Origin of the sequence: Halomonas tibetensis (assembly GCF_042643535.1) — a bacterium.
GTDB lineage: Bacteria > Pseudomonadota > Gammaproteobacteria > Pseudomonadales > Halomonadaceae > Halomonas > Halomonas tibetensis.
The window spans coordinates 101,054-119,939 of sequence record NZ_JBHRSQ010000017.1; the positions used below are offsets into that span (position 1 = coordinate 101,054).

Annotated in this window: 20 protein-coding genes, 1 tRNA gene and 1 riboswitch; of the genes, 17 read left to right on the forward strand and 4 right to left on the reverse strand. The window is 64.7% G+C overall.

Annotated elements, in window-relative coordinates; translation table 11 throughout:
* Window positions 1–56: 56 nt before the first annotated feature.
* The 5 genes from ACFODV_RS13145 (at window position 57) to ACFODV_RS13165 (ending at window position 3,546) form a co-directional block, all read left to right on the forward strand.
* On the forward strand, window positions 57–1,154 hold the full coding sequence (locus ACFODV_RS13145) for a YqaJ viral recombinase family nuclease (RefSeq protein WP_379760179.1): 1,098 nt from the start codon (window positions 57–59) through the stop codon (window positions 1,152–1,154).
* A complete protein-coding gene (locus ACFODV_RS13150) occupies window positions 1,151–2,194 on the forward strand; it encodes a hypothetical protein (protein ID WP_379760180.1) in 1,044 nt (347 codons plus the stop codon). Before ACFODV_RS13145 ends, ACFODV_RS13150 begins: the two co-directional genes overlap by 4 nt.
* An 83-nt stretch (window positions 2,195–2,277) precedes the next feature.
* Window positions 2,278–2,787 carry a hypothetical protein gene (locus ACFODV_RS13155; RefSeq protein WP_379760181.1) on the forward strand — a complete coding sequence of 170 codons (510 nt, stop codon included), beginning with the start codon at window positions 2,278–2,280 and terminating at the stop codon, window positions 2,785–2,787.
* Window positions 2,788–2,843: 56 nt separating this feature from the next.
* Window positions 2,844–3,290, forward strand: coding sequence for a hypothetical protein (locus ACFODV_RS13160; protein WP_379760182.1), 447 nt, complete (start codon window positions 2,844–2,846; stop codon window positions 3,288–3,290).
* A 37-nt stretch (window positions 3,291–3,327) separates the two neighbouring features.
* Entirely contained in the window at window positions 3,328–3,546 is a 219-nt protein-coding gene (locus ACFODV_RS13165; RefSeq protein ID WP_379760183.1) for a helix-turn-helix transcriptional regulator, read from the forward strand.
* Here ACFODV_RS13165 and ACFODV_RS13170 read toward each other — a convergent pair.
* The 3 genes from ACFODV_RS13170 to ACFODV_RS13180 all read right to left on the reverse strand — a co-directional run bounded on the left by ACFODV_RS13170 (window position 3,543) and on the right by ACFODV_RS13180 (window position 5,835).
* On the reverse strand, window positions 3,543–4,805 hold the full coding sequence (locus ACFODV_RS13170; RefSeq protein WP_379760184.1) for a tyrosine-type recombinase/integrase: 1,263 nt from the start codon (window positions 4,803–4,805) through the stop codon (window positions 3,543–3,545). The two genes, ACFODV_RS13165 and ACFODV_RS13170, sit on opposite strands and share 4 nt — an antisense overlap.
* 163 nt (window positions 4,806–4,968) lie before the next feature.
* Window positions 4,969–5,042: transfer RNA gene (locus ACFODV_RS13175), tRNA-Gly, on the reverse strand.
* A gap of 376 nt (window positions 5,043–5,418) precedes the next feature.
* A complete protein-coding gene (locus ACFODV_RS13180) occupies window positions 5,419–5,835 on the reverse strand; it encodes a CBS domain-containing protein (protein ID WP_379760185.1) in 417 nt (138 codons plus the stop codon).
* Between the two features lie 175 nt (window positions 5,836–6,010).
* On the opposite strand from ACFODV_RS13180, the gene ACFODV_RS13185 reads away from it, so the two are divergent.
* The 11 genes from ACFODV_RS13185 (at window position 6,011) to ACFODV_RS13235 (ending at window position 16,691) form a co-directional block, all read left to right on the forward strand.
* Window positions 6,011–6,520, forward strand: a complete 510-nt coding sequence (locus ACFODV_RS13185; protein ID WP_379760186.1) for a YqaE/Pmp3 family membrane protein — start codon at window positions 6,011–6,013, stop codon at window positions 6,518–6,520.
* 107 nt (window positions 6,521–6,627) lie between these two features.
* Window positions 6,628–7,497, forward strand: coding sequence for a carboxylate/amino acid/amine transporter (locus tag ACFODV_RS13190; RefSeq protein WP_379760187.1), 870 nt, complete (start codon window positions 6,628–6,630; stop codon window positions 7,495–7,497).
* 77 nt (window positions 7,498–7,574) lie between these two features.
* Window positions 7,575–8,495, forward strand: a complete 921-nt coding sequence (locus ACFODV_RS13195) for an NAD(+) kinase (protein ID WP_379760188.1) — start codon at window positions 7,575–7,577, stop codon at window positions 8,493–8,495.
* A gap of 1 nt (window position 8,496) precedes the next feature.
* Window positions 8,497–9,501, forward strand: coding sequence for a metallophosphoesterase (locus ACFODV_RS13200; RefSeq protein ID WP_379760189.1), 1,005 nt, complete (start codon window positions 8,497–8,499; stop codon window positions 9,499–9,501).
* Window positions 9,502–9,683: 182 nt separating this feature from the next.
* Window positions 9,684–10,541, forward strand: a complete 858-nt coding sequence (locus ACFODV_RS13205) for a rhomboid family intramembrane serine protease (protein ID WP_379760190.1) — start codon at window positions 9,684–9,686, stop codon at window positions 10,539–10,541.
* A gap of 43 nt (window positions 10,542–10,584) precedes the next feature.
* On the forward strand, window positions 10,585–10,869 hold the full coding sequence (locus ACFODV_RS13210; RefSeq protein WP_379760191.1) for a YeaC family protein: 285 nt from the start codon (window positions 10,585–10,587) through the stop codon (window positions 10,867–10,869).
* A complete protein-coding gene (locus ACFODV_RS13215) occupies window positions 10,853–11,713 on the forward strand; it encodes a DUF2797 domain-containing protein (protein WP_379760192.1) in 861 nt (286 codons plus the stop codon). The genes ACFODV_RS13210 and ACFODV_RS13215 overlap by 17 nt, the downstream gene beginning before the upstream one ends.
* A gap of 72 nt (window positions 11,714–11,785) precedes the next feature.
* A riboswitch (cobalamin riboswitch) is annotated at window positions 11,786–12,029 on the forward strand.
* Between the two features lie 136 nt (window positions 12,030–12,165).
* Window positions 12,166–14,043, forward strand: coding sequence for a TonB-dependent receptor domain-containing protein (locus tag ACFODV_RS13220; RefSeq protein ID WP_379760193.1), 1,878 nt, complete (start codon window positions 12,166–12,168; stop codon window positions 14,041–14,043).
* Window positions 14,043–14,933 carry a cobalamin-binding protein gene (locus tag ACFODV_RS13225; RefSeq protein WP_379760194.1) on the forward strand — a complete coding sequence of 297 codons (891 nt, stop codon included), beginning with the start codon at window positions 14,043–14,045 and terminating at the stop codon, window positions 14,931–14,933. The genes ACFODV_RS13220 and ACFODV_RS13225 overlap by 1 nt, the downstream gene beginning before the upstream one ends.
* Window positions 14,920–15,924, forward strand: a complete 1,005-nt coding sequence (locus ACFODV_RS13230) for a FecCD family ABC transporter permease (RefSeq protein ID WP_379760195.1) — start codon at window positions 14,920–14,922, stop codon at window positions 15,922–15,924. Before ACFODV_RS13225 ends, ACFODV_RS13230 begins: the two co-directional genes overlap by 14 nt.
* Window positions 15,924–16,691 carry an ABC transporter ATP-binding protein gene (locus ACFODV_RS13235; RefSeq protein WP_379760196.1) on the forward strand — a complete coding sequence of 256 codons (768 nt, stop codon included), beginning with the start codon at window positions 15,924–15,926 and terminating at the stop codon, window positions 16,689–16,691. Before ACFODV_RS13230 ends, ACFODV_RS13235 begins: the two co-directional genes overlap by 1 nt.
* Window positions 16,692–16,738: 47 nt before the next feature.
* Here ACFODV_RS13235 and ACFODV_RS13240 read toward each other — a convergent pair whose 3' ends face one another.
* Window positions 16,739–17,662, reverse strand: a complete 924-nt coding sequence (locus tag ACFODV_RS13240; protein WP_379760198.1) for a MurR/RpiR family transcriptional regulator — start codon at window positions 17,660–17,662, stop codon at window positions 16,739–16,741.
* A gap of 290 nt (window positions 17,663–17,952) precedes the next feature.
* Between ACFODV_RS13240 and ACFODV_RS13245 the strand changes: the two genes are divergently transcribed.
* Complete coding sequence (locus tag ACFODV_RS13245; protein WP_379760200.1) at window positions 17,953–18,789, forward strand: enoyl-CoA hydratase/isomerase family protein; 837 nt, start codon at window positions 17,953–17,955, stop codon at window positions 18,787–18,789.
* The last annotated feature ends 97 nt before the right edge of the window (window positions 18,790–18,886 follow it).

Sequence of the window (18,886 nt, forward strand, 5' to 3'; positions counted from 1 at the left end):
CGGTGTGAGGGCACCGGGGCGAGAACAGCATGATCCGACTGAAGAGGACCAACATCATGAAGATTAGCACCTTTGAAGACGCCAAGCAGCAGCTGATGGACACGCACCGCGTGTCAACGCTGGAGATGCCGGAGGCAATCTGGCTGCAGCTGCGCGGGCTGGGCATCGGGGCCAGCGAAGCGGCCGCTGCCGTGGGGGCCAGCGAATACCGCACCCCCTTCGAGATCGCCGAACGCAAGCTGGGCCTGGCCAGCGACGACGCCGACGCCAACTACCGGCGGCGGATGAAGATGGCCATGGGCCATGTGATGGAGCCGGTCACGGCGGCCCGCTTCGCCGAGGCCACCGGGCTCAACGTGCAGAATTACAACGCCATGCTCGCGCATCCCGATCACCCTTTCATGCTGGCCAACATCGACCGGCGCATCGTCGGTGTCAGCGAGGCGCAGGCCACCTGGCTCGAGGAAATCATGGGCCAGACCGTGACGGGCCCCGGCGTGGCCGAGCTGAAGAACGTCGAGTTCGCCAAGGGCTGGGGCAAGCCCGACAACGTCCACGCCACCGCCGGGCTGTGCACCAGTGGCGAGGTGCCGGGCGATTATTACCTCCAGCTGCAGCAGCAGCTGGCCGTCACCGGTTACGCATGGGGCTTCCTGGTGGTGACCATCGCCGGCTGGGAAACCCGCTGGTATCCCATCCTGCGCGACGATGAGCTGATCGATGACCTGATCGCCCTGGAAGGCGATCTGTGGCAAACGATCCAGCGCGGCGAGCTGCCGGCAATCGACCTCGAGCATCCCAAGGCCGTGGAACTGCTCAAGCGGCTCCACCCGGGTACCGATGGCCGTGTGGTCTCCCTGGCCGGGCTCGAGCACTGGAAGCGGGTCGAGGAGAGCGTCAGGGAAGAGATCAAGGCGCTGGATACCACCGCCAGGGTCGCACGGGCCCACATCCTCGAGGCCATGGGCAGTGCCGCCGTGGGGGCGTTCGATGACGGTACCTGTTACCGCCGCAAGGAGATCGAGCGCGCCGGCTACGAGGTCCAGTCGTCCCGCTACATCGACTGCCGGGTCGCCAAGCTGAGCAAGGTCGAGAAAGAGCAGCTGGAGGCCGCTACCGTCACCGAGTCACAGCCGCAAGGAGATGCCGCATGAACACTGCCACTCTCAACCAGGCCGCCGCGGCAGAGCCGCCGGCAACCATTCGGATGCCAGAGATGCCGGTGCCGGCAGCAGACGATGATCTGTCACTGGCCACCGACGAGGTACGCCACCAGTTCATGAAGGCCATGACACCGCGCAACTTCGACGACGTGTGGCGCATGTCCGACCTGATCGCCCAGAGCGACCTGGCGCCGAAGGACTACAAGGGCAAGCCCGGCAATGTGATGATCGCCTGGCAGACCGGTGTCGAGCTGGGGATCACCAGCCCGCTGCAGGCCATCCAGAACATCGCCGTGATCAACGGCCGGCCGACCATCTGGGGCGACATGATGCTGGCCATCTGTCGCGCGTCACCGGCCTGGTCGGAGGCCGATTTCGATGAATGGATCGAGGGCGAGGGCATGGCCGCGGTGGCCTACTGCAGCGTTCGCCGCCGCCCCAGCGGCAACCGCCATGTCGCCGAGTTCAGCATGCAGAACGCCAAGGATGCCGGCCTGGTGGGCAAGCAGGGCCCTTGGCAGCAGTACCCGAAACGCATGCTGCAGATGCGTGCCCGCTCCTTCGCCCTTCGAGACACCTTCACCCCAGAGCTGAAGGGGATCCGCATGGCCGAGGAGGAGCGCGACATCACTCAGGAGGCCATCGGCACGCCCGAATCGCCGCCTGCCGCCGACCAGCCGGCGCGTGCCGGTACCGCCGGCAGGGTCGGCAACACGCTGGCCCGGCGCCGTGAGCAGGCCCGGCAACAGCACAAGGCGCGCGAGATCTATGACGCCACGGCACAGGTCCAGGGCGAGCCCGACGCCGCCCAGGCCGATGCCGGTGCGGCCACCGAGACCGAGGGCATCGGTCCCGGCGGCGAGATCACCTGCGCCTATGTCTGCGAGCAGATCAACCAGGCCACCACCCGCGACGAGATGGCCGTGGCCATCGATCTGGCCCGGCATGTGCCGGAGTCCGACCAGGGCGTCGTCAACGAGGCCTACAAGGCGCGCCTGGCCGCGCTCAAGAAGGCAGCCGCCAAGGGCTGACACCACCGGGGCCGGCCAGGGCCTTGGAGGGCTGGCCGGCCCTTTTCAAGGCAGAATAAGCAGATCTTCACCAGGAGCACGACATGGAAGCCTACGAGTTCAACACCACCCTCCGGCAGATCCGCGACGGCGTCGACGAGGCGCAGCTGCAGGCTTGGCTGGGCGAGATGACGGAGGAGCAGCGCTGCACCACCGCGCTGACCATCGACCGTTTCGACCTGATTCCAGAGGGCAGGGGTAATCCCATCGAGGCCTGGTTCAGCCTGGATGCCAACAAGCAGCGCGGCATCTGCAGCGCCCATGGATGGTCGCCGTTCTGGGCCCAGACCCTGGTGGACATCAACAGCCTCCGGCGCACGCTGGACCAGGCCAATGTTCCCGCAGTGGTCCAGGGGCGAGGGGATGGCCTTGTCGATCAGGTGGAGCGCGTGCGCTTCATCGCCGAACAGCGTGACCTGCTGCGGCTGTGGGTGGGCCAGTACGGCGACCACGAATCCGAATGCGCCGCCCGTCGTGGCGGCGAGTGTGACTGCGGCTGGGCCGGCGTCTGCGTCCGACTGCGCGAGATGCCATTCAGCGAAGACCTCGACTGAGGCATGTGAATCACGATTTGACGAGCGCGGGCGGCTCCCGCGCAAGGAGACACGACATGAACGCCCGACTCGAAGGCATCGTCGACACCCTCCGCCGAGGCGTCAGCCCCGAGCAGGAGGCCGAGCTGGTCGGCGTGCTCAGCACCGGCGAACGCTGCTTTGTCGCCCTGGCCGCCCGCCGCGCCGACCTGCTGCCCGCGGCGTACCACCATCCCGTCGAGGCCTGGCACCGGCTCAACGCGGACTGGCAGCGCGCCGTATGCCGCCACAACGACTGGCCGGACTCCTGGGCCAGCACCACGCGTCTCGAGATCGCTATCGACCTCCATCGTCTGCGGATCGCCCTGGATGACGCCGGCATCCCTGCGAGCACGCTGCAGGGCGCGGACGCCATCGCCGAACGGCTTCAGTGCCTCATCGAGGAGCGGGACGGGCTGCAGATGCAGGTGGAGAGTCTTTTCACAGGGGGTGGCACCACGGTGCGATCAGCAAACCCTCGCTGAGACTGAGTCCAACAATAACAACAGGGAGGAAGTCGTGATGCTTCCCGAGAAAGAAGACCTTGGCATCGTGTTCCTGACGACCAGCAAGGTGGCCGAGAAGGTCGGGCGTACCCGTCAGGCGCTGTATACCCTGCGCCAGGCGGACCCGACGTTCCCGAAGCCGATCACCATGACCGAAGGGCGGCAGGCGCGGCTCTATTGGGTCAAGCAGGAGGTGGATGCATGGCAGGATCGGCAGATGGCACGGCGGCACTAGCGATGAACGACTTTCGCATCGAAGGCCGCTCGTCGCCCCTGGGTCATGCCGGCCGTCAGCGCATCGAGATAGTCGCAGTACCACTGCATCATCACCTGACGCTGGGCCAGGTAACCGGCCTGGTTGTAGATGCCCTCCATCCCCGCTGGCTTGTGGGCCAGCTGCATCTCGGTCCAGATGGTCGGCCAGCCATGCTCCGACAGCAGGGTCTTGGCGGTGTGGCGGGCGCCGTGCCCCGTCATACGGCCCCGATAGCCGATGTTGGCGAAGCACTTGTTGATGGTCGAGTCCGAGATGACGGGGCTCTTGGGGCCCTCGCTGGGAAACAGGTAGCGATGTTCTCCGGTGAGACGCTGCAGGGCGCGCAGGCTGGCGACGACCTGGCGGGAGAGGGGAGCGACGTGATCGCGCCGCGCCTTCATCCGGGCAGCGGGGATTTCCCAGAGGCCCTTGTCGAGGTCGATTTCCCGCCACTCGGCGAATCGCACCATGCCCGGCCTCGACGCGGTCCTCACCACCATCCACGACGCCGTGAGCACGATCGGCTTGCAGGTGGAGGTGGACAGCGCCCTCAGGAAATCCGGCAGCTGATCCTCGAGCAGGTGAGGGTAGGGTTTCTCCTCGGGGGGCGCTGCAGCGACATCGGCAAGGTTGCTGGCCGGATTGTTCTCGGTGCGGCCATGCGCGATGGCGTAGCCGAAGATCTGATTCAGCCAGGTCCTCGCCTTCTCCGCCGTGTTGAAGGCGCCGCGCGCCTCGATCTGCTCCTGCAGTTCACGGCACTTGGTGCGACTGATCCTGTCCAGCGGCAGGTTCCCCAGGGCCGGCAGGGCATCGCCGTCGAGCCAGTAGCGGATGCCCCTGAGTGTCTTGTCTGCCCGCCCCATCTGCTGCTTGCGCTGATACCACTCCTCCGCCGATACGCTGAACAGCTTGTCGTTGGACGCATCCTCGGCCTGTTGCCGGGCCTTGCGCTGTTTCACCGGGTCGATGCCCTGCTGAACCAGGGCGAAGGCCTCGTCGGCACGCTGACGGGCAAGCTTGGCGGTCACCTCGGGGTAGGTGCCGAGGCCCATCCAGCCCCAGCGGCCGGTCTCCGGCTTCTTGTAGCGCATCTCCCAGCGCTTGCGGCCACTCGGGTTGACCACGAAGTACAGACGGTCACGGCCGTAGGACTCGCGATATTCCTTCTCTTCAGGCTCGAGGCTGGCGAGTACGGTATCCGCCAGAGGGCGGCGTTTGATGGCTGTTCGCTTCATTCTTGTATGGTGAGTCGGGGATATGTCATGAACATACACGATCCCATACACGAAACCCAGCCGTATACGATTGCGCTTATTGACGCTCTACGACAGGATGTTGAGGAAAATCAGGGGATTGAAGAAGGGGATAGTCGTTCGTTGACGCTTGATGACACTGTGTTGGAGCGGGTGAAGGGAATCGAACCCTCGTCTTAAGCTTGGGAAGCTTCTGCTCTACCATTGAGCTACACCCGCTGGGCCGATTCGATAGTAAAACCAACCGCTTAGCCATGCAAGCGGCGTCGGGGGGCTTTTTCGCGATACCGGTGCAAGTTGCTGTTTCCATGGTGTGTTGCCCGGCGACTGCGTGGGAGATCCAGAGGCGGGGAGCGGCAACGACGAGAAATTTTCTGTCCGAGGCGAACTTTTCCTCACTACAGTGTCTGAATAAGTACAGCAACATAGCGATAGCAGTCGCTAACACTGTTGTTCTGACTTGCAGAATCGATCGACACTTGGCCGCTTCCCCACGGAGGCGGCCTTCTTTTTGGGTGCAATTCCTGTCGCTGAGCCAGACACGACAATCCCCGCCGGCTAGCCGGCGGGGGGCAGGGGCCGCTAAATGGGCAGGTCAGTGATTATGTTTCATGCGCATACTGAGGATGGCATTCAGCACATCGCGACGGGTCACGATGCCGACCAGTCGTTCCTGTTCCACCACCGGATAGACCTTGGGCTTATTGCTCAACATTTCTTGAGCCAGGTCGGTGAGGCTCTTGTTGGGCGTGACGGTGAGCACCTCATGGCGCATCAATTCCCGAACCAGCGGCGGTTCATCATTGAGGTAGGTGCTTTCCAGCACCTTCCCCAGGACGTCTTGCTCCGAAATAAAGCCAATCAGATGATCGCGTTCGTCGACCACCGGGACGCCGGGTAGCCTGTGCAACGACAACCCTTCGGCAAGAGTGGAAACCGAGGTCTTGCCGGTGACTCGGTAGCAGTCACGGGACATGATCTCGCGTACGGTGGTGGGGGCCTTGTTGGGCATGGCATATCTCCTTGTGCCGGTTCATCGTCAGCCCGGTCAGCGTACAGCATAGCCGACCTAAGGCCAGTGCCGAGCCCGACAGGCGTTAAACCGTCAACGGTGGTTAGGCAGCCTCGGAACCCTGCCGTCGGCTTGCTCTCCAAAAGACAACCTTCTCGATGACACAGGAGCTTCCATGGATGCCCGCGAATACCTGGCTAGGAAAGGCTTGGATGGCGACCGCGACGCCGAGCGACCCACTACCCTTGAGGAGAAGTCCTGGGCCAGAGCCCGTGAGGCCGGTGACCACCGGCCACGCGCTGGTACGCCCCACGACTGGGAGGACTGGGAGCGCCACCATGACGATTTGGCCGACGGCGCCGAGACGTTGCAGCAGAAGATCAACCGTGATGCTCATCTCCGGCTGTTGGAACATCCTGATCCCGACGTCGCCAAGGATCACCCAGAGCGCAAAACCATCAATCTTGGCCGTGATGTTAGCGGCACCGCCGCCCCATCTGCCACGGCGGCATCGCCGGAGCCCCGCACAGCACTTCTTATACTGGCTGTGCTGGTGCCGCCATTGGCAGTGGGTCTGAACCGCCAGCCATCCAAGCGTGTCTGGCTCTGTCTGCTTTTGACACTGCTGGGCTGGGTGCCAGGTGTGCTTTACGCCTGGCGACAGGTGTCTAGTCGCTCCCGCTGAATTCGCGCGGGTGACCGGTCTGATTGTGTGAGCGGAGCCTCTGGGCTTGGCAGGACGACCTGGAGAGGTATAATCGCCGTCAACCTTTATTGATACTGGAGTTGACTGTGGGCTATCTCGTTGGCGTCACCGTACTGTGGGCCTTTTCGTTTTCGCTGATTGGCGTTTATCTGGCCGGTCAGGTGGATAGCTATTTTGCCGTAGCGATGCGGGTGGTCCTGGCGGCTCTGGTTTTCCTGCCCTTCCTCCGCCCGGGGCTGCTGCGTGGCCGCCAGCGCTTGGCGCTGATGGGGCTGGGCGCGGTGCAGCTAGGTGTGATGTATATCTTCTTCTATCAGTCCTTTCTGCTGCTCTCGGTACCCGAGGTGCTGCTTTTCACCATCTTCACGCCGCTTTATATCACTCTGCTTGATGACGCCCTGTTCGGCCGCTTTACCCCCTTCTACCTGCTGACCGCGGCGCTGGCCGTCCTCGGGGCCGGAGTCATCCGCTACGACGGCCTGGACAGCGGCTTTTTGTTGGGCTTCCTGGTAGTGCAGGGTGCCAACCTTTGCTTCGCCTTGGGTCAGGTCGGCTATCGTCGGCTTTCCGCGGAACTGCCCGAGTCATTACCGCGACATAGTGTCTTCGCCTGGTTCTATCTGGGAGCGCTGGGCGTTGTCCTGCCGGCCTTTGCCCTGCTGGGTAACACCAGCGCGTTGCCGACTACTGGCCTGCAGTGGGGTGTGCTGCTCTGGCTGGGCCTGGTTGCCTCTGGAGTGGGGTATTTTCTTTGGAATCTGGGCGCCACCCGGGTCGACGCCGGGGCATTGGCGATCATGAACAACGCTCTGATTCCCGCCGGTCTGGTGGTCAATCTGGTGATCTGGAACCGCGATGCTGATCTCGTCCGCCTGGTGCTGGGCGGGGCGATCATCGCCGGATCGCTATGGCTAAATGAACGCTGGATCAAGCGCCGCGCGTTGCAAGCCGTCTGAGGCGTGCCACCCGCGAGCGTTTGCCGGGGGGCAGAGCAGTGGCCATAATGAGCCGCTGCGATGCTAGAGGCCTGTGCATGCCACCCGAACAGAGTTCTACCCAGGGACCCGAAGAGCGGACGTCCTTCCGAAATATTGGATTGATCGGTCGCCTGGGCAGCCCCAAGGTGGTCGATACCCTGAAGCGACTAATCCGCTTTCTGGCGGAACGTGGCCACCATGTGATCATCGAGGACCGCACCGCTACGGTGCTGCTCAATCATGGCCACGTCGAGGCCAGCCGCCGCACCATGGGTCAGCTCTGTGATCTGGTGATCGTCGTGGGAGGCGACGGCAGCCTGTTGGGCGCCGCCCGAACCCTGTGTCACAGCGGCACTCTAGTGCTGGGCGTTAACCGTGGCCGTCTAGGCTTTCTCACCGATATCTCGCCCGATGAACTGGAGGCCAGGGTCGGCGAGGTGCTCGACGGCCGCTACGAGGTAGAAGAGCGCTTCCTGCTGGACGCCGAACTTTTCCGAGATGGCACGTTGGTGGGGAGCGGTGACGCCCTGAACGAGGTAGTGCTGCATCCCGGCAAGGCGGTGCGCATGATCGAGTTCGAACTGTTCATAGACGGCCAGTTCGTCTACAGCCAGCGCAGCGACGGGCTGATCATTGCCACGCCGACAGGTTCTACCGCCTACGCGCTCTCCGGTGGAGGCCCAATCATGCATCCTAGGCTCGACGTGGTGACCCTGGTGCCAATGTTCCCCCACACGCTTTCCAGCCGGCCCATTGTCATTGATGCCGCCAGCGAGATCCGCATCCACATCGGCGAGACCAACCAGACGTATCCTCACATCAGCTGCGACGGCCAGACGCGCGCCGTGTCCAAACCCGACGACGTGCTGGTGATACGCCGCAAGTCTCAGCGGGTGCAACTGGTTCATCCGCTCGGACACAACTTCTACGAGGTCCTGCGCAGCAAGCTGGGCTGGAGCAATCGCCTGGGAGACTGATGTGAGTACGCGGGCGAGATTCGAAGGTTTCGATCTGATTGGCGACGTGCATGGCTGCGGTGCCACCCTGGCAGCGTTGCTGGAGAAGCTGGGCTACCACCAGCGAGGCGGCGTCTATCGTCACCCGCGTCGTCGTGTGATTTTCCTCGGCGATCTGATCGACCGCGGACCGCGTATCCGCCTGGCGGTTCAGATCGCTCGGCGCATGGTGGAAGAGGGCGAAGCGTTCATCGTGATGGGCAACCATGAGTACAACGCTCTGGCCTATTGCCAACGCGCGCCAAAGGGGCTGGGGCGTGAATGGCTGCGTGAGCATAGTCCCCGCAACAACCGCATCATCAACGAGACCCTGGAGCAGTATCGCGACCATTCACAGGAATGGGATGAGGCGCTGGCCTGGTTCATGGAGATCCCGCTCTGCCTGGAGGAGCGCGGACTCCGGGTGGTACACGCCTGCTGGGATCAGCCGCTGATCAATGACCTGCTCCGCCGCCATCCTGACGCCTGCATGGACGAGGCGTTTCTGATCGAGTCCACGGCCCCGGGAACCGGTGCCTTTCGCATTCTCGATCGACTGACCCGAGGCACCCAGATGCCCTTGCCGCTGGGTATCGAGATCCACTCCGGGGACGGTTTCACCCGGCGCAGCTTTCGAACCCACTTCTGGGCCCAGTCCCCCAAGACCTGGGGTGACGTGGTGTTTCAGCCTGACAACCTGCCGGATGATCTGGAGCTGCGACCGCTGTCGCAGGAGGAGCGTGCGCGCCTTGCCCACTATGGTCCCGACGAGCCGCCACTGTTCATCGGGCACTACTGGTGTGAAGGAATTCCGGCCCTTCCAGCGCCCAATGTGGCCTGTCTGGATTACAGTGCGGTGAAGTTTGGCCGCCTGGTGGCCTACCGATGGAGCGGCGAGCGCCAACTGGATGCCGACCACTTCGTGTGGCTGCGTGTGCCTCGGGAAGAGCAGGTGCGCCCGCGTCCCTGGGAGATCAGTTTTGAATGAACAAACCGATGGATACAAAACGTTACAACATTTTTTAACCGACGCCGTGAACTCTCCGCGTCGCTTGCTCTCTGAGTATGTGTTCCCTTGAATGATCCCTTGCTTTTGTCCGGCGGCCCCCTCCGCCGGGCTTTTTCTTTGTGTGCGTTTGAATCCCTCGTTACCCCCCTTCAGGAGGCGCCATGTACCGGGTGATGCAGCTCCCCCCCGACGTCGATACTCGTGAGCTGCGCCGCGCGCTCTGGGCCCATCGCATCGGCCATCGGATCACCGAGGACGACAAGGGGCAGACCCTGTGGCTCGCTGATCCCCGTCAGCAGGAGGAACTTCAGCAGCTGCTGGTCCGCTGGCAGCGCGGCGAGCCGCTGATGCCCAAGGGACGTGCTTCGCGCCTGTCCTCGCTGCCGACCTCTTCCCTGCTGACGCCGCTCAGGCTGGCGCCAGTCACGGCGGTGACCCTGGCGCTTTGCCTGGTGGTATTCGCTACCATGGCGGTGTTTGGTGACCGGGTGATCGCGGCATTGGCCATTGTGCCGCTGGGGGTGATCAACGGCAGCCTGGCAGTGGGTAGCCTGGTCGAGGCGGTGCTGGGCGGCCAGGTGTGGCGCCCACTCTCGCCCGCCTTCCTGCACTTTGGCTGGATGCATCTGATCTTCAACATGTTGTGGCTCTGGTACTTTGGCCGCCAGGTGGAGGCGCTGCAGGGCAGCGGGCGCATGTTGCTGATCGTCCTGACCGCCGGCATCGGGGCCAATCTGGCCCAGTATGCCGCCGGCACGGTACTGTTCGGCGGCATGTCGGGCGTCGATTTCGCACTGCTCGGCTACGTCTGGCTGATGTCGCGCCGGGCACCGGCCAGCGGCTTCTTTGTGCCCCAGATGCTGGTGGTCTTCATGCTGGGTTGGATGATCTTCACCATGACCGACATGGCCGGCGCCGTGGGATTCGGCAACGTGGCCAATGAGGCTCACCTGGGGGGACTGGTCGTGGGCCTGGCATTGGGCTGGTATTATTCCTGGCGAGCGCGTCGGCAGCGCTGAGTTCAGTGTCACGACATCGCATCACCCAATCGAGAGACTCACCATGAGCGATATGACCTTCGAGCGCATGATCCAGCAGATGACCCCGGCTATCTACCAGAGCCTCAAGCAGTCGGTGGAGCTGCGTAAATGGCCGGATGGCCGGCTGCTCAGCCCCGAGCAGACCGAGCTCTGCCTGGAGGCGGTAATGCGCTACGAAATCGAGAACAACGTGCCCGAAGAGCAGCGGGTCGGCTTTCTGCAGAAGCGGACCTGCGGCGGGGCCAACAGCGGCGCCGGCGTCGATCCTGCGCTGGCCGGCCTGGCCAAGGATGCCGGCCGTGGCTGAGTCGATTGACGCAACAGCCGAGGTGCAGGGCTGTCTGAGCAAGATGGCCATCATGCCAGGGAAAAAGGGAGAGGCCGCCCGCTATACCCTGCGCGTCGGCGATGAGCGACTGGCGCTTAACGCCTGCCTGGGCCGGCCGCTCGCGCTCGCCTGGACCGGCGCCATCGCCTGTACCCACTGTGGCCGGGCGACAAAGAAAAGCTTCGCCCAGGGCCACTGCTACCCCTGCTTCAAGGCGCTGGCCCAGTGCGACACCTGCATCATGAAACCGGAGACCTGCCACTTCTTCGAAGGCACCTGCCGAGAGCCGGAATGGGCCGAGCGCCACTGCTTCCAGCCTCATATCGTCTATCTTTCCAACGCCTCGGGCCTCAAGGTCGGCATTACCCGCGGCACCCAGGTGCCTACCCGCTGGCTCGATCAGGGCGCCGTGCAGGCGCTGCCGGTCTTCACCGTGGACACCCGTCAGCAGTCGGGCTTCGTCGAGATGCTGTTCAAGGAGGAGGTCTCCGACCGCACCAACTGGCGCGCCATGCTCAAGGGCGACACCTTCGAGATGGACCTGCCCGCCGAGCGTGACCGCCTCCTGTCACGCCTGGACGGAGGGCTGGCCAACCTGCGCGAGCGCTTCGGCGCGGATTCCATTCGCCTGCTCGACGAGCCGCCGGTGACCCTCGACTATCCGGTGCTCGAATACCCCACCAAGGTGGTCTCCCATAACCTCGACAAGAACCCTGAGATCGCCGGCACCCTGCTTGGCCTCAAGGGCCAGTACCTGATTCTCGACTCAGGCGTCATCAACCTGCGCAAGTACACCGGCTACGAAGTCAGAGTCGCTGCCTGAGCCATTGGCTATCCGGTGGTGTCTGAGCAAGGCTTAGCCGTGCGTGGATTGACGCCTCTGGTTCCGCTTGCTAGGTTACGCGCACTCTAAGGTGCTGGCGGAGTGAGTGCCGCCAGGTAAACGGGAAGTCGGTTCGCGGTACGCTTACACATAGCCCGCCAGTCCGACGCTGCCCCCGCAACGGTGATCGAGTCAAGAACCGCCAAGAAGCCACTGTGCCCCTGGCATGGGAAGGCGGCGGTTCAGCAGGGAGTCTCGCCTTTCGGCGAGCCCCTCGCTCGTAAGCCCGGAGACCGGCCCGAGAGCGCATGCCGGATCGCGGAGGGCGGTCATATGGCAGGGCTTCGCCGCACCGCACCGTTCGCGCCGCTCCCTTCCTGCTGTTCCTCTGCCCCGGCCCATTAAAAGAAGCAGGACGCCGTGCGGGTGAGCACGGCGATCAAGGGACAGACATGAAAACGACCTTCGCACCCCGCGGCCTGGCGACATTCGCCCTCGCCGCACTTCCCATGGCCGTTCAGGCCGCCGACCCCCACTCCGACAGCGCCGCCGAGTTTCAGAGCCTCAACCCCATGGTGGTGACCGCTGCCCTGGCGCCGCGTACCGCCGACCAGAGCCTGGCCTCTGTCACCGTGTTGGATGAGGCGACCCTGCGCCGCCAGGATCCCACTAGCGTCACCGACCTGCTGCGCGGCCAGCCGGGTGTAGACGTCACCACCCAAGGTAGCTTCGGCAAGCAAAGCAGTCTTTTCCTGCGCGGCACCGGCAGCAATGCCAACGTGCTGCTGATTGACGGGATTCGGCTGAGATCTGCGACTACCGGAGCGGCCGCCTGGGAGTTTCTCGACCCGCGGATGTTCGAGCGCGCCGAGATCGTGCGTGGTCCACGCGGTAGCCTCTACGGTGCCGATGCGGTGGGCGGCGTTATCCAGCTGTTGACTCCCGAAGGTGAAGAGGGCGCCCCTCAGCCGCGTGTTTCGGTGGGCGGTGGCTCCTTCAATACCCAGCGCTACAGCGCCAGCCTTGCCGGAAGCAGCGGCGGCACCCGCTATTACGTTACCGGCAGCCGCTTCGAAACCGATGGCACTCCGGTGCGTCGCGATGGTGACGACAAGGGCTACGACAATACCAATGGTCTGGTGCGACTTTCTCACGCCTTCGGGAACGATGCAGAAGTGGGGTTGCTGGCGCTTCGCGCCAGGGGGAGCACAGAGTTCGATGCTTCCGGTGCCGCAACGGACGACTTCGTTCAGCAGGTGGCGGGGGTCTATGGTGAGCTGGCGGTGACGGATAGCTGGAGGAGTCGCCTGACCCTCAGCGAGGCGCGGGACGAGCGTGAGACTCTGGCCCCGACTTACACCTCTCTCTTCGAGACGCGCACGCGCACCGCCCGGTGGCAGAACACTCTGGCGCTGGGCCTCCACGAGCTGGTGGCCGGTGCCGAGTATGCCGAGGATGATCTTGGCGACAGCCAGACCTCCGGGCTCTCCTTCGATGAAGAGCGGCGATACAACCGAGCCGTGTTTGCCCAGGGTTTCCTGGATTTTCACCCGCTGACGACACAGCTGAGCCTTCGTCATGACGACAATCAGGCGTTCGGCGAGGAGTTGACCGGGAGTTTGGCTTTTGGCTATGCGCTGGATAACCACCATATGGTGCGTGCGAGCTACGGAACGGCCTTTCGTGCACCGACCTTCAACGAGCTCTATTTTCCCTTTGTCGGCTCCAGCAACTCCGATCTGAACGCGGAAACGTCGCAGACCTTCGAGCTTGGCCTGCGCGGCCAGTACGGTAGCTGGTTCTGGGATCTCGCTGCCTACCAGACGAAGGTGGATGACCTTATCTCTCTTGACGAGACCTTCCGCCCCGTCAACGTTGACGAGGCGCGCATCCGCGGCGCCGAGTTGGCCCTTGGCGCTGAAGTCGATGACTGGACCCTTGCCGTTGCCTTGACCTGGCTGGACCCTGAGAGCCGCAGTGGCGACAACGCCGGCAAGCGCCTGGCGCGTCGCGCTACCCAGGGGGTGCGTCTGGACGTGGATCGGGAGTTGGGCGACTGGTCGCTGGGCGGTTCCTGGGTCGCCCAGAACCATCGCTACAACGATGCCGCCAACGGCGATCGGCTACCCGGCTATGGCACTGTCAACCTGCGAGCCGGCTGGGACTTCGCGCCCATGTGGTCGCTGCGTGCCACCCTGGAGAACGCTCTCGACAAGGAGGTCGTCACTGCTCAGGGCGCCGACTTTGATCCGGTCACTTTCCAGGCGATGCCGTTCGACTACATCAACGCCGGCCGTGCGGCCTTCGTCAGCTTGCACTTCGGTGGATGATGGCCGCTAGCCTGCTGCGTCATCTGACCCTGGCGCTGCTGCCTCTGGCAGCAGCGCCGGCTCTGGCCGCAGAGCGCTGTGCCATGGATGATCGAGGCCGTGAGGTGTGCCTGGACGCTCCAGCGTCGAGGATCGCTGCGCTCTCTCCGGGGGCCACCGAGCTGGTCTTCGCCGCCGGCGCGGGGGAGAGGGTGGTGGCGGTGGTGGCCCACAGCGACTATCCGTCCGAGGCCGCCGAAGTGCCCTCGGTGGGCAACCATACCCGGGTCGATCTCGAGGCGCTGTTGTCCCTCGAGCCGGACCTGGTGATCGGCTGGGTCACCGGCAACCCCGTCGAACAGCTCGAACGGTTGGAGCGTCTCGGGCTGCCGGTATTCCAGATCGAGCCGCGGCGCATCGAGGAAATCGCCGGTGCCATCGAGCGCCTGGCGCATCTTGCCGGCAGCGAGGCGGAGGGGGAGGCTGAAGCAGCGCGGTTCCGCCAAGGCATGGCCGAGCTTGCCAGACGCCATGCAGAGTCGGCCCCAGTGTCGGTCTTCTACCAGGTGTGGGATTCGCCGCTGATGACCATCAACGACGAGCACTGGATCAGTGAGGTCGTGCGCTTGTGTGGAGGCGTCAATGTCTTTGCCGAGCTCGACCGGCTGGCGCCGCGCATCGCGGAGGAGGCGGTGCTGGCCGCCGACCCAGAGGTAATCCTGGCCGGCGGCATGGGGGAGGAGAAGCGTGACTGGCTCGACCATTGGACCCGCTATCCCGAGCTTATTGCGGTGGATCGAGACAACCTCTTCTTCGTGCCTCCCTCGCTGATCCAGCGACCCACACCGCGCCTGCTGGAGGGCAGCCGGCTGATGTGTGATGCGCTGGAGGTGGCCCGTGGCCGGCGCTGAACCGCTTCGAACGTCGCTGACTGGCCTGGGCTGGTCGCTGCCGCTGGGCCTGCTGGCGCTGGCCTCGCTGCTGGCAATTGGGCTGGCGCTGGCCATGGGGAGCGTCGGCATCGGTCTCGATGAACTGTGGTCCGTGGTGCGCGGGGGTGGCGATACACTCTCCCGCACCCTGATTCTCGAGCTGCGTCTGCCCCGGGCGCTCTCGGCCTTCGCGGTGGGCGGGCTGCTCGCCGTGGCCGGTGCCCTGATGCAGGTGCTGCTGCGCAATCCTCTGGCCGACCCCTACGTGCTGGGGCTCTCGGGAGGCGCTGCGGTGGGCGCTCTGGCCGCCATGCTGGCGGGTCTGGGCGGGGCGCTGATGACAGGCTCTGCCTTCGCTGGGGCCTTCCTCTCCACCCTGCTCGTATTCGGCCTGGCCCATGGTACCGGCAGCTGGACGCCGTCGCGGCTGCTGCTCACCGGGGTGGTGGTAGCCGCCGGTTGGGGTGCGGTGATTACCCTGATGCTGGCGGTGAGCCCGGTGGAACGCCTGCCCGGCATGCTCTACTGGTTGATGGGAGACCTGGCCCACGCCGGCGCGCCCGGGGCACCGCTGGCGCTGCTGGTGGTAGCCTGCCTGGTGGCGCTGCCGCTGGGGCGCAACCTCAATGTGCTGGCTCGGGGGCCGCTGCAGGCCGCGGCCCTGGGCGTGGCGGTGCGCCCCCTGGAGTGGGGCATCTATCTGATGGCCAGCGCGCTTACCGCCATGGCAGTGACCACCGCCGGCAGTATCGGCTTCGTGGGGCTGGTGGTGCCGCACATGCTGCGGCTCGTGCTGGGCAACGACCAGCGCCTGATCCTGCCGGCCTGCGCCCTGGCCGGCGGCACCCTGCTGGTGCTGGCCGATACTCTGGCGCGCACGGCGATTGCCCCCGAACAGCTGCCGGTGGGGGTGATCACCGCGCTGCTCGGGGTGCCCACCTTCCTCTACCTGCTCTACCGGAGTCGCTGATGGGCCGCCTGGAAATTCATGAACTGGTGATCGACGTGCCGGGTCGGGCGGATGGCGCCACCTTGACGCTGACCGTGGAGCCCGGCCAGGTGTGGGGGATACTGGGGCCCAACGGCGCCGGCAAGACCACCTTGCTGCATACCCTGGCCGGACTCCGTGCGCCGCGTTCCGGGGAGATTCGCGTCGACGGCCAGCTGCTGGCGTCGCTGGGGCGGCGGAAGGTGGCGCGCCTTCTGGGCCTGGTGTTTCAGGAGCGCCATGATGGCTTTCCCGCCACGGTGCGTGAAACAGCGCTGATCGGTCGTCATCCCTGGCTCTCGCCGTGGCAAATGGAGGGGGCCGATGACCTGCGGTTGGCCGAGGCGGCGCTCAATCGGCTGGACGTGGCCCACTTGTCCGACCGGCTGGTCAGCACGCTTTCCGGCGGCGAGCGTCAGCGCCTGGCCATCGCCACGGTGCTGACCCAGGCGCCTCGCCTGTGGCTGGCCGATGAGCCCACCAACCATCTGGATCTTCACCACCAGTCGGCGGTGATGGATCTGCTGGCCGAACAGGCCGCCGAGGGGGGCTCCGTGCTGATGTGCCTGCACGACCTCAACCTGGCCGCGCGGTGGTGTGACCATCTGCTGCTGCTCTATCCGGACGGCGAAGCGTGCTGGGGAGCGGCGGAGACGATGCTGGTGCCCAGCGCTCTGGAGCGTCTCTACGGTCAGCGGCTGGCCACCGCCTGGGTGGACGGGGCCCCCGTCTTCGTTCCCGCCCGATAGTCTCGCTGGCCGGCGTATTCCTGCCCGGTTCCTGCTGCTGGTTTGATCTACGCCTGCTCCACGTAGGCGCCCATGGCGCGCATCCGCGACTCGAAGCTGGCCACGTTGTCCACCAGGTCGTCGGGACCGAAGGCCACGCACTCCGCCAGCAGCACTTCGACCAGGGTGATCGCCGAGAGGATCGACGGGAAGAAGTGTGGCGTGGCGTTGGCCACCGGGAAGGTGATGGCGGCTCCCGGCACCAGCGGTGAACGCATGGTATCAGTGACCACGATGGCGCTGACCCCCGACGCCCGGGTGATCTCCAGCGCGCGCATGGTCTCGGCGCAGTAGGGTTCGAAGCCGAAGGCCACCACCACGTCCCCTTCGCCAAAGGGAGCCAACTCGGTCAGCAGCCCTCCCTCCTGGCCGCGAATCAGCTGGATATTGGGCATGGCGATGCGTCCCACGTAGGCGAAGTGATAGGCACAGGCGAAGGTGTCCCGAAATCCGACCACGGCGATCTTGTCGGCGGCCAGCAGCCGCCGGGCCGCCTCGCGTACCCGCTGCTGGTTGTCGGCGGTGAAGAGCCGGCCGATGTTGTCGAAGGCGGCGTCGCCCACGTCGAGAAACACCTGGTCGTCGGTCTGGCTGGCCAGGCTGCGCAGCTGGCTGGCGCGTCCCGAAAGCTCAACGGGCCCTGCCTGAACCGCCGACTGAAACACCTCCCGGAACTGATCGAAGCTGTCGAATCCCAGGCGCTTGGCCAGACGCACCAGGGTCGAGGCGGTCACCTTGGCGGCGGTGGCCGACTTGCGGATCGACTGGAAGGCGATCTCCACCGGGTGCTCCAGCACATAGCCGGCGGCCAGCTTAAGCTGGGGGCTGAGCTCCGGATAGGCCTCGGCGAGCCGTCGGTTCACCGCATCCAGACGGGCCGGGCCGTTGTCGGCGTCCGGATTCGTGTCGTCGCATCGATCCTGTTCCAGCACGCTGTTCTCCTGGGTTGGGTGGCGCAGGGGGCGCCATTGTACCCGATGGATGGCGCTCCAAAGTGAAACATTCGTTTCTCTTTTGAAAAAAACGCGACACGTGTGTATTGACCTGCTCGGGACCCTTGGATAGGATGCACTTTAGAACAAGCGTGCTGCCGTGATGACGATAATGACACGTTTGTTTCCATGGCGATGAGCCATCGTCGTGGCCTATCGAATCCATCCACCACGCCCCTGTTTGCCACGTCTATTCCTGCTTGCTACGTCTATTAAGAGTGCCGCCCTAGATGAGCCAAGACCCCAGTCAGTCCCCGAACCTCCCCTCGCAGAATCTTTCTTCACAGGACTACGAGACACTGATCACACGCCGCCACGGCCAGGTGCAGGAGATCCGCTTCAATCGCCCCCATCGCCTGAACGCCGTGACCGAGGCGCTATATCGCGAGCTCAATGACGCTCTGACCCGTGCCGAGGCCGACGTCGAGGTGCGCGTTGTGCTGATCACCGGCGAAGGCCGCGCCTTTTGCGTGGGCGCCGACCTCAAGGAGCACAAGGAGGGACGCACCGCCTTCGATCGCCGTCAGTACCTGCAGGGCGAGCAGATCGTCTGCAAGCGCCTGATGCAGATGCAGACCCCGGTGGTTGCCGCGGTCAACGGCTATGCGCTGGGCGCCGGAGCAGAACTCGCCATCGCCTCGGACTTCCTGCTGATGGCCGAAAGCGCCCAGATCGGCCTGCCGGAGGTCTCCATCGGTAACTTCCTGGGTGGCGGCGTGACCTGGCTGCTGCCGCGCCTGGTGGGCCTGGCCAAGGCTCGCGAACTGGTGTTCCTGGGGGAGCGCATCGACGGTGCCGAGGCGGTGCGTATCGGCCTGGCCAACCGCTGCCATGCCGATGAGGGCTTTTTCGAGAGTGCCCTGACCTTCGCCGAGAAGGTAGCGAGCAAGGCGCCGTTCTCCATGGCACTGGCCAAGGAGCAGCTCAATGCCTCCGGTGAGCGGACCCTGGACGCCTGTCTGACCGCCGAGCTCGAGGGGATGACCTTCGTCGGCACTACCCGGGACTGGCAGGAAGGCGTCGATGCCTTCGCCGAAAAGCGCACCCCGCGCTTCCAGGGCAAGTAACCCCGACACGTTTCGCTCCCGCTCTATGCCCGGTGCGCCGGGCTCATAAACCCGTTTTCGCGACTCTCTACAGCGCACCAGACGCCAAGGTCACTCC

What these genes read in the sequence shown, in the direction of transcription:
- ACFODV_RS13145 (WP_379760179.1), top strand. Translation starts at nt 57, where the DNA reads ATGAAGATTAGCACCTTTGAAGACGCCAAGCAGCAGCTGATGGACACG.
- ACFODV_RS13150 (WP_379760180.1), top strand. Translation starts at nt 1,151, where the DNA reads ATGAACACTGCCACTCTCAACCAGGCCGCCGCGGCAGAGCCGCCGGCA.
- ACFODV_RS13155 (WP_379760181.1), top strand. Translation starts at nt 2,278, where the DNA reads ATGGAAGCCTACGAGTTCAACACCACCCTCCGGCAGATCCGCGACGGC.
- ACFODV_RS13160 (WP_379760182.1), top strand. Translation starts at nt 2,844, where the DNA reads ATGAACGCCCGACTCGAAGGCATCGTCGACACCCTCCGCCGAGGCGTC.
- ACFODV_RS13165 (WP_379760183.1), top strand. Translation starts at nt 3,328, where the DNA reads ATGCTTCCCGAGAAAGAAGACCTTGGCATCGTGTTCCTGACGACCAGC.
- ACFODV_RS13170 (WP_379760184.1), bottom strand. Translation starts at nt 4,805, where the DNA reads ATGAAGCGAACAGCCATCAAACGCCGCCCTCTGGCGGATACCGTACTC.
- ACFODV_RS13180 (WP_379760185.1), bottom strand. Translation starts at nt 5,835, where the DNA reads ATGCCCAACAAGGCCCCCACCACCGTACGCGAGATCATGTCCCGTGAC.
- ACFODV_RS13185 (WP_379760186.1), top strand. Translation starts at nt 6,011, where the DNA reads ATGGATGCCCGCGAATACCTGGCTAGGAAAGGCTTGGATGGCGACCGC.
- ACFODV_RS13195 (WP_379760188.1), top strand. Translation starts at nt 7,575, where the DNA reads ATGCCACCCGAACAGAGTTCTACCCAGGGACCCGAAGAGCGGACGTCC.
- ACFODV_RS13205 (WP_379760190.1), top strand. Translation starts at nt 9,684, where the DNA reads ATGTACCGGGTGATGCAGCTCCCCCCCGACGTCGATACTCGTGAGCTG.
- ACFODV_RS13210 (WP_379760191.1), top strand. Translation starts at nt 10,585, where the DNA reads ATGAGCGATATGACCTTCGAGCGCATGATCCAGCAGATGACCCCGGCT.
- ACFODV_RS13215 (WP_379760192.1), top strand. Translation starts at nt 10,853, where the DNA reads ATGCCGGCCGTGGCTGAGTCGATTGACGCAACAGCCGAGGTGCAGGGC.
- ACFODV_RS13220 (WP_379760193.1), top strand. Translation starts at nt 12,166, where the DNA reads ATGAAAACGACCTTCGCACCCCGCGGCCTGGCGACATTCGCCCTCGCC.
- ACFODV_RS13225 (WP_379760194.1), top strand. Translation starts at nt 14,043, where the DNA reads ATGGCCGCTAGCCTGCTGCGTCATCTGACCCTGGCGCTGCTGCCTCTG.
- ACFODV_RS13235 (WP_379760196.1), top strand. Translation starts at nt 15,924, where the DNA reads ATGGGCCGCCTGGAAATTCATGAACTGGTGATCGACGTGCCGGGTCGG.
- ACFODV_RS13245 (WP_379760200.1), top strand. Translation starts at nt 17,953, where the DNA reads ATGAGCCAAGACCCCAGTCAGTCCCCGAACCTCCCCTCGCAGAATCTT.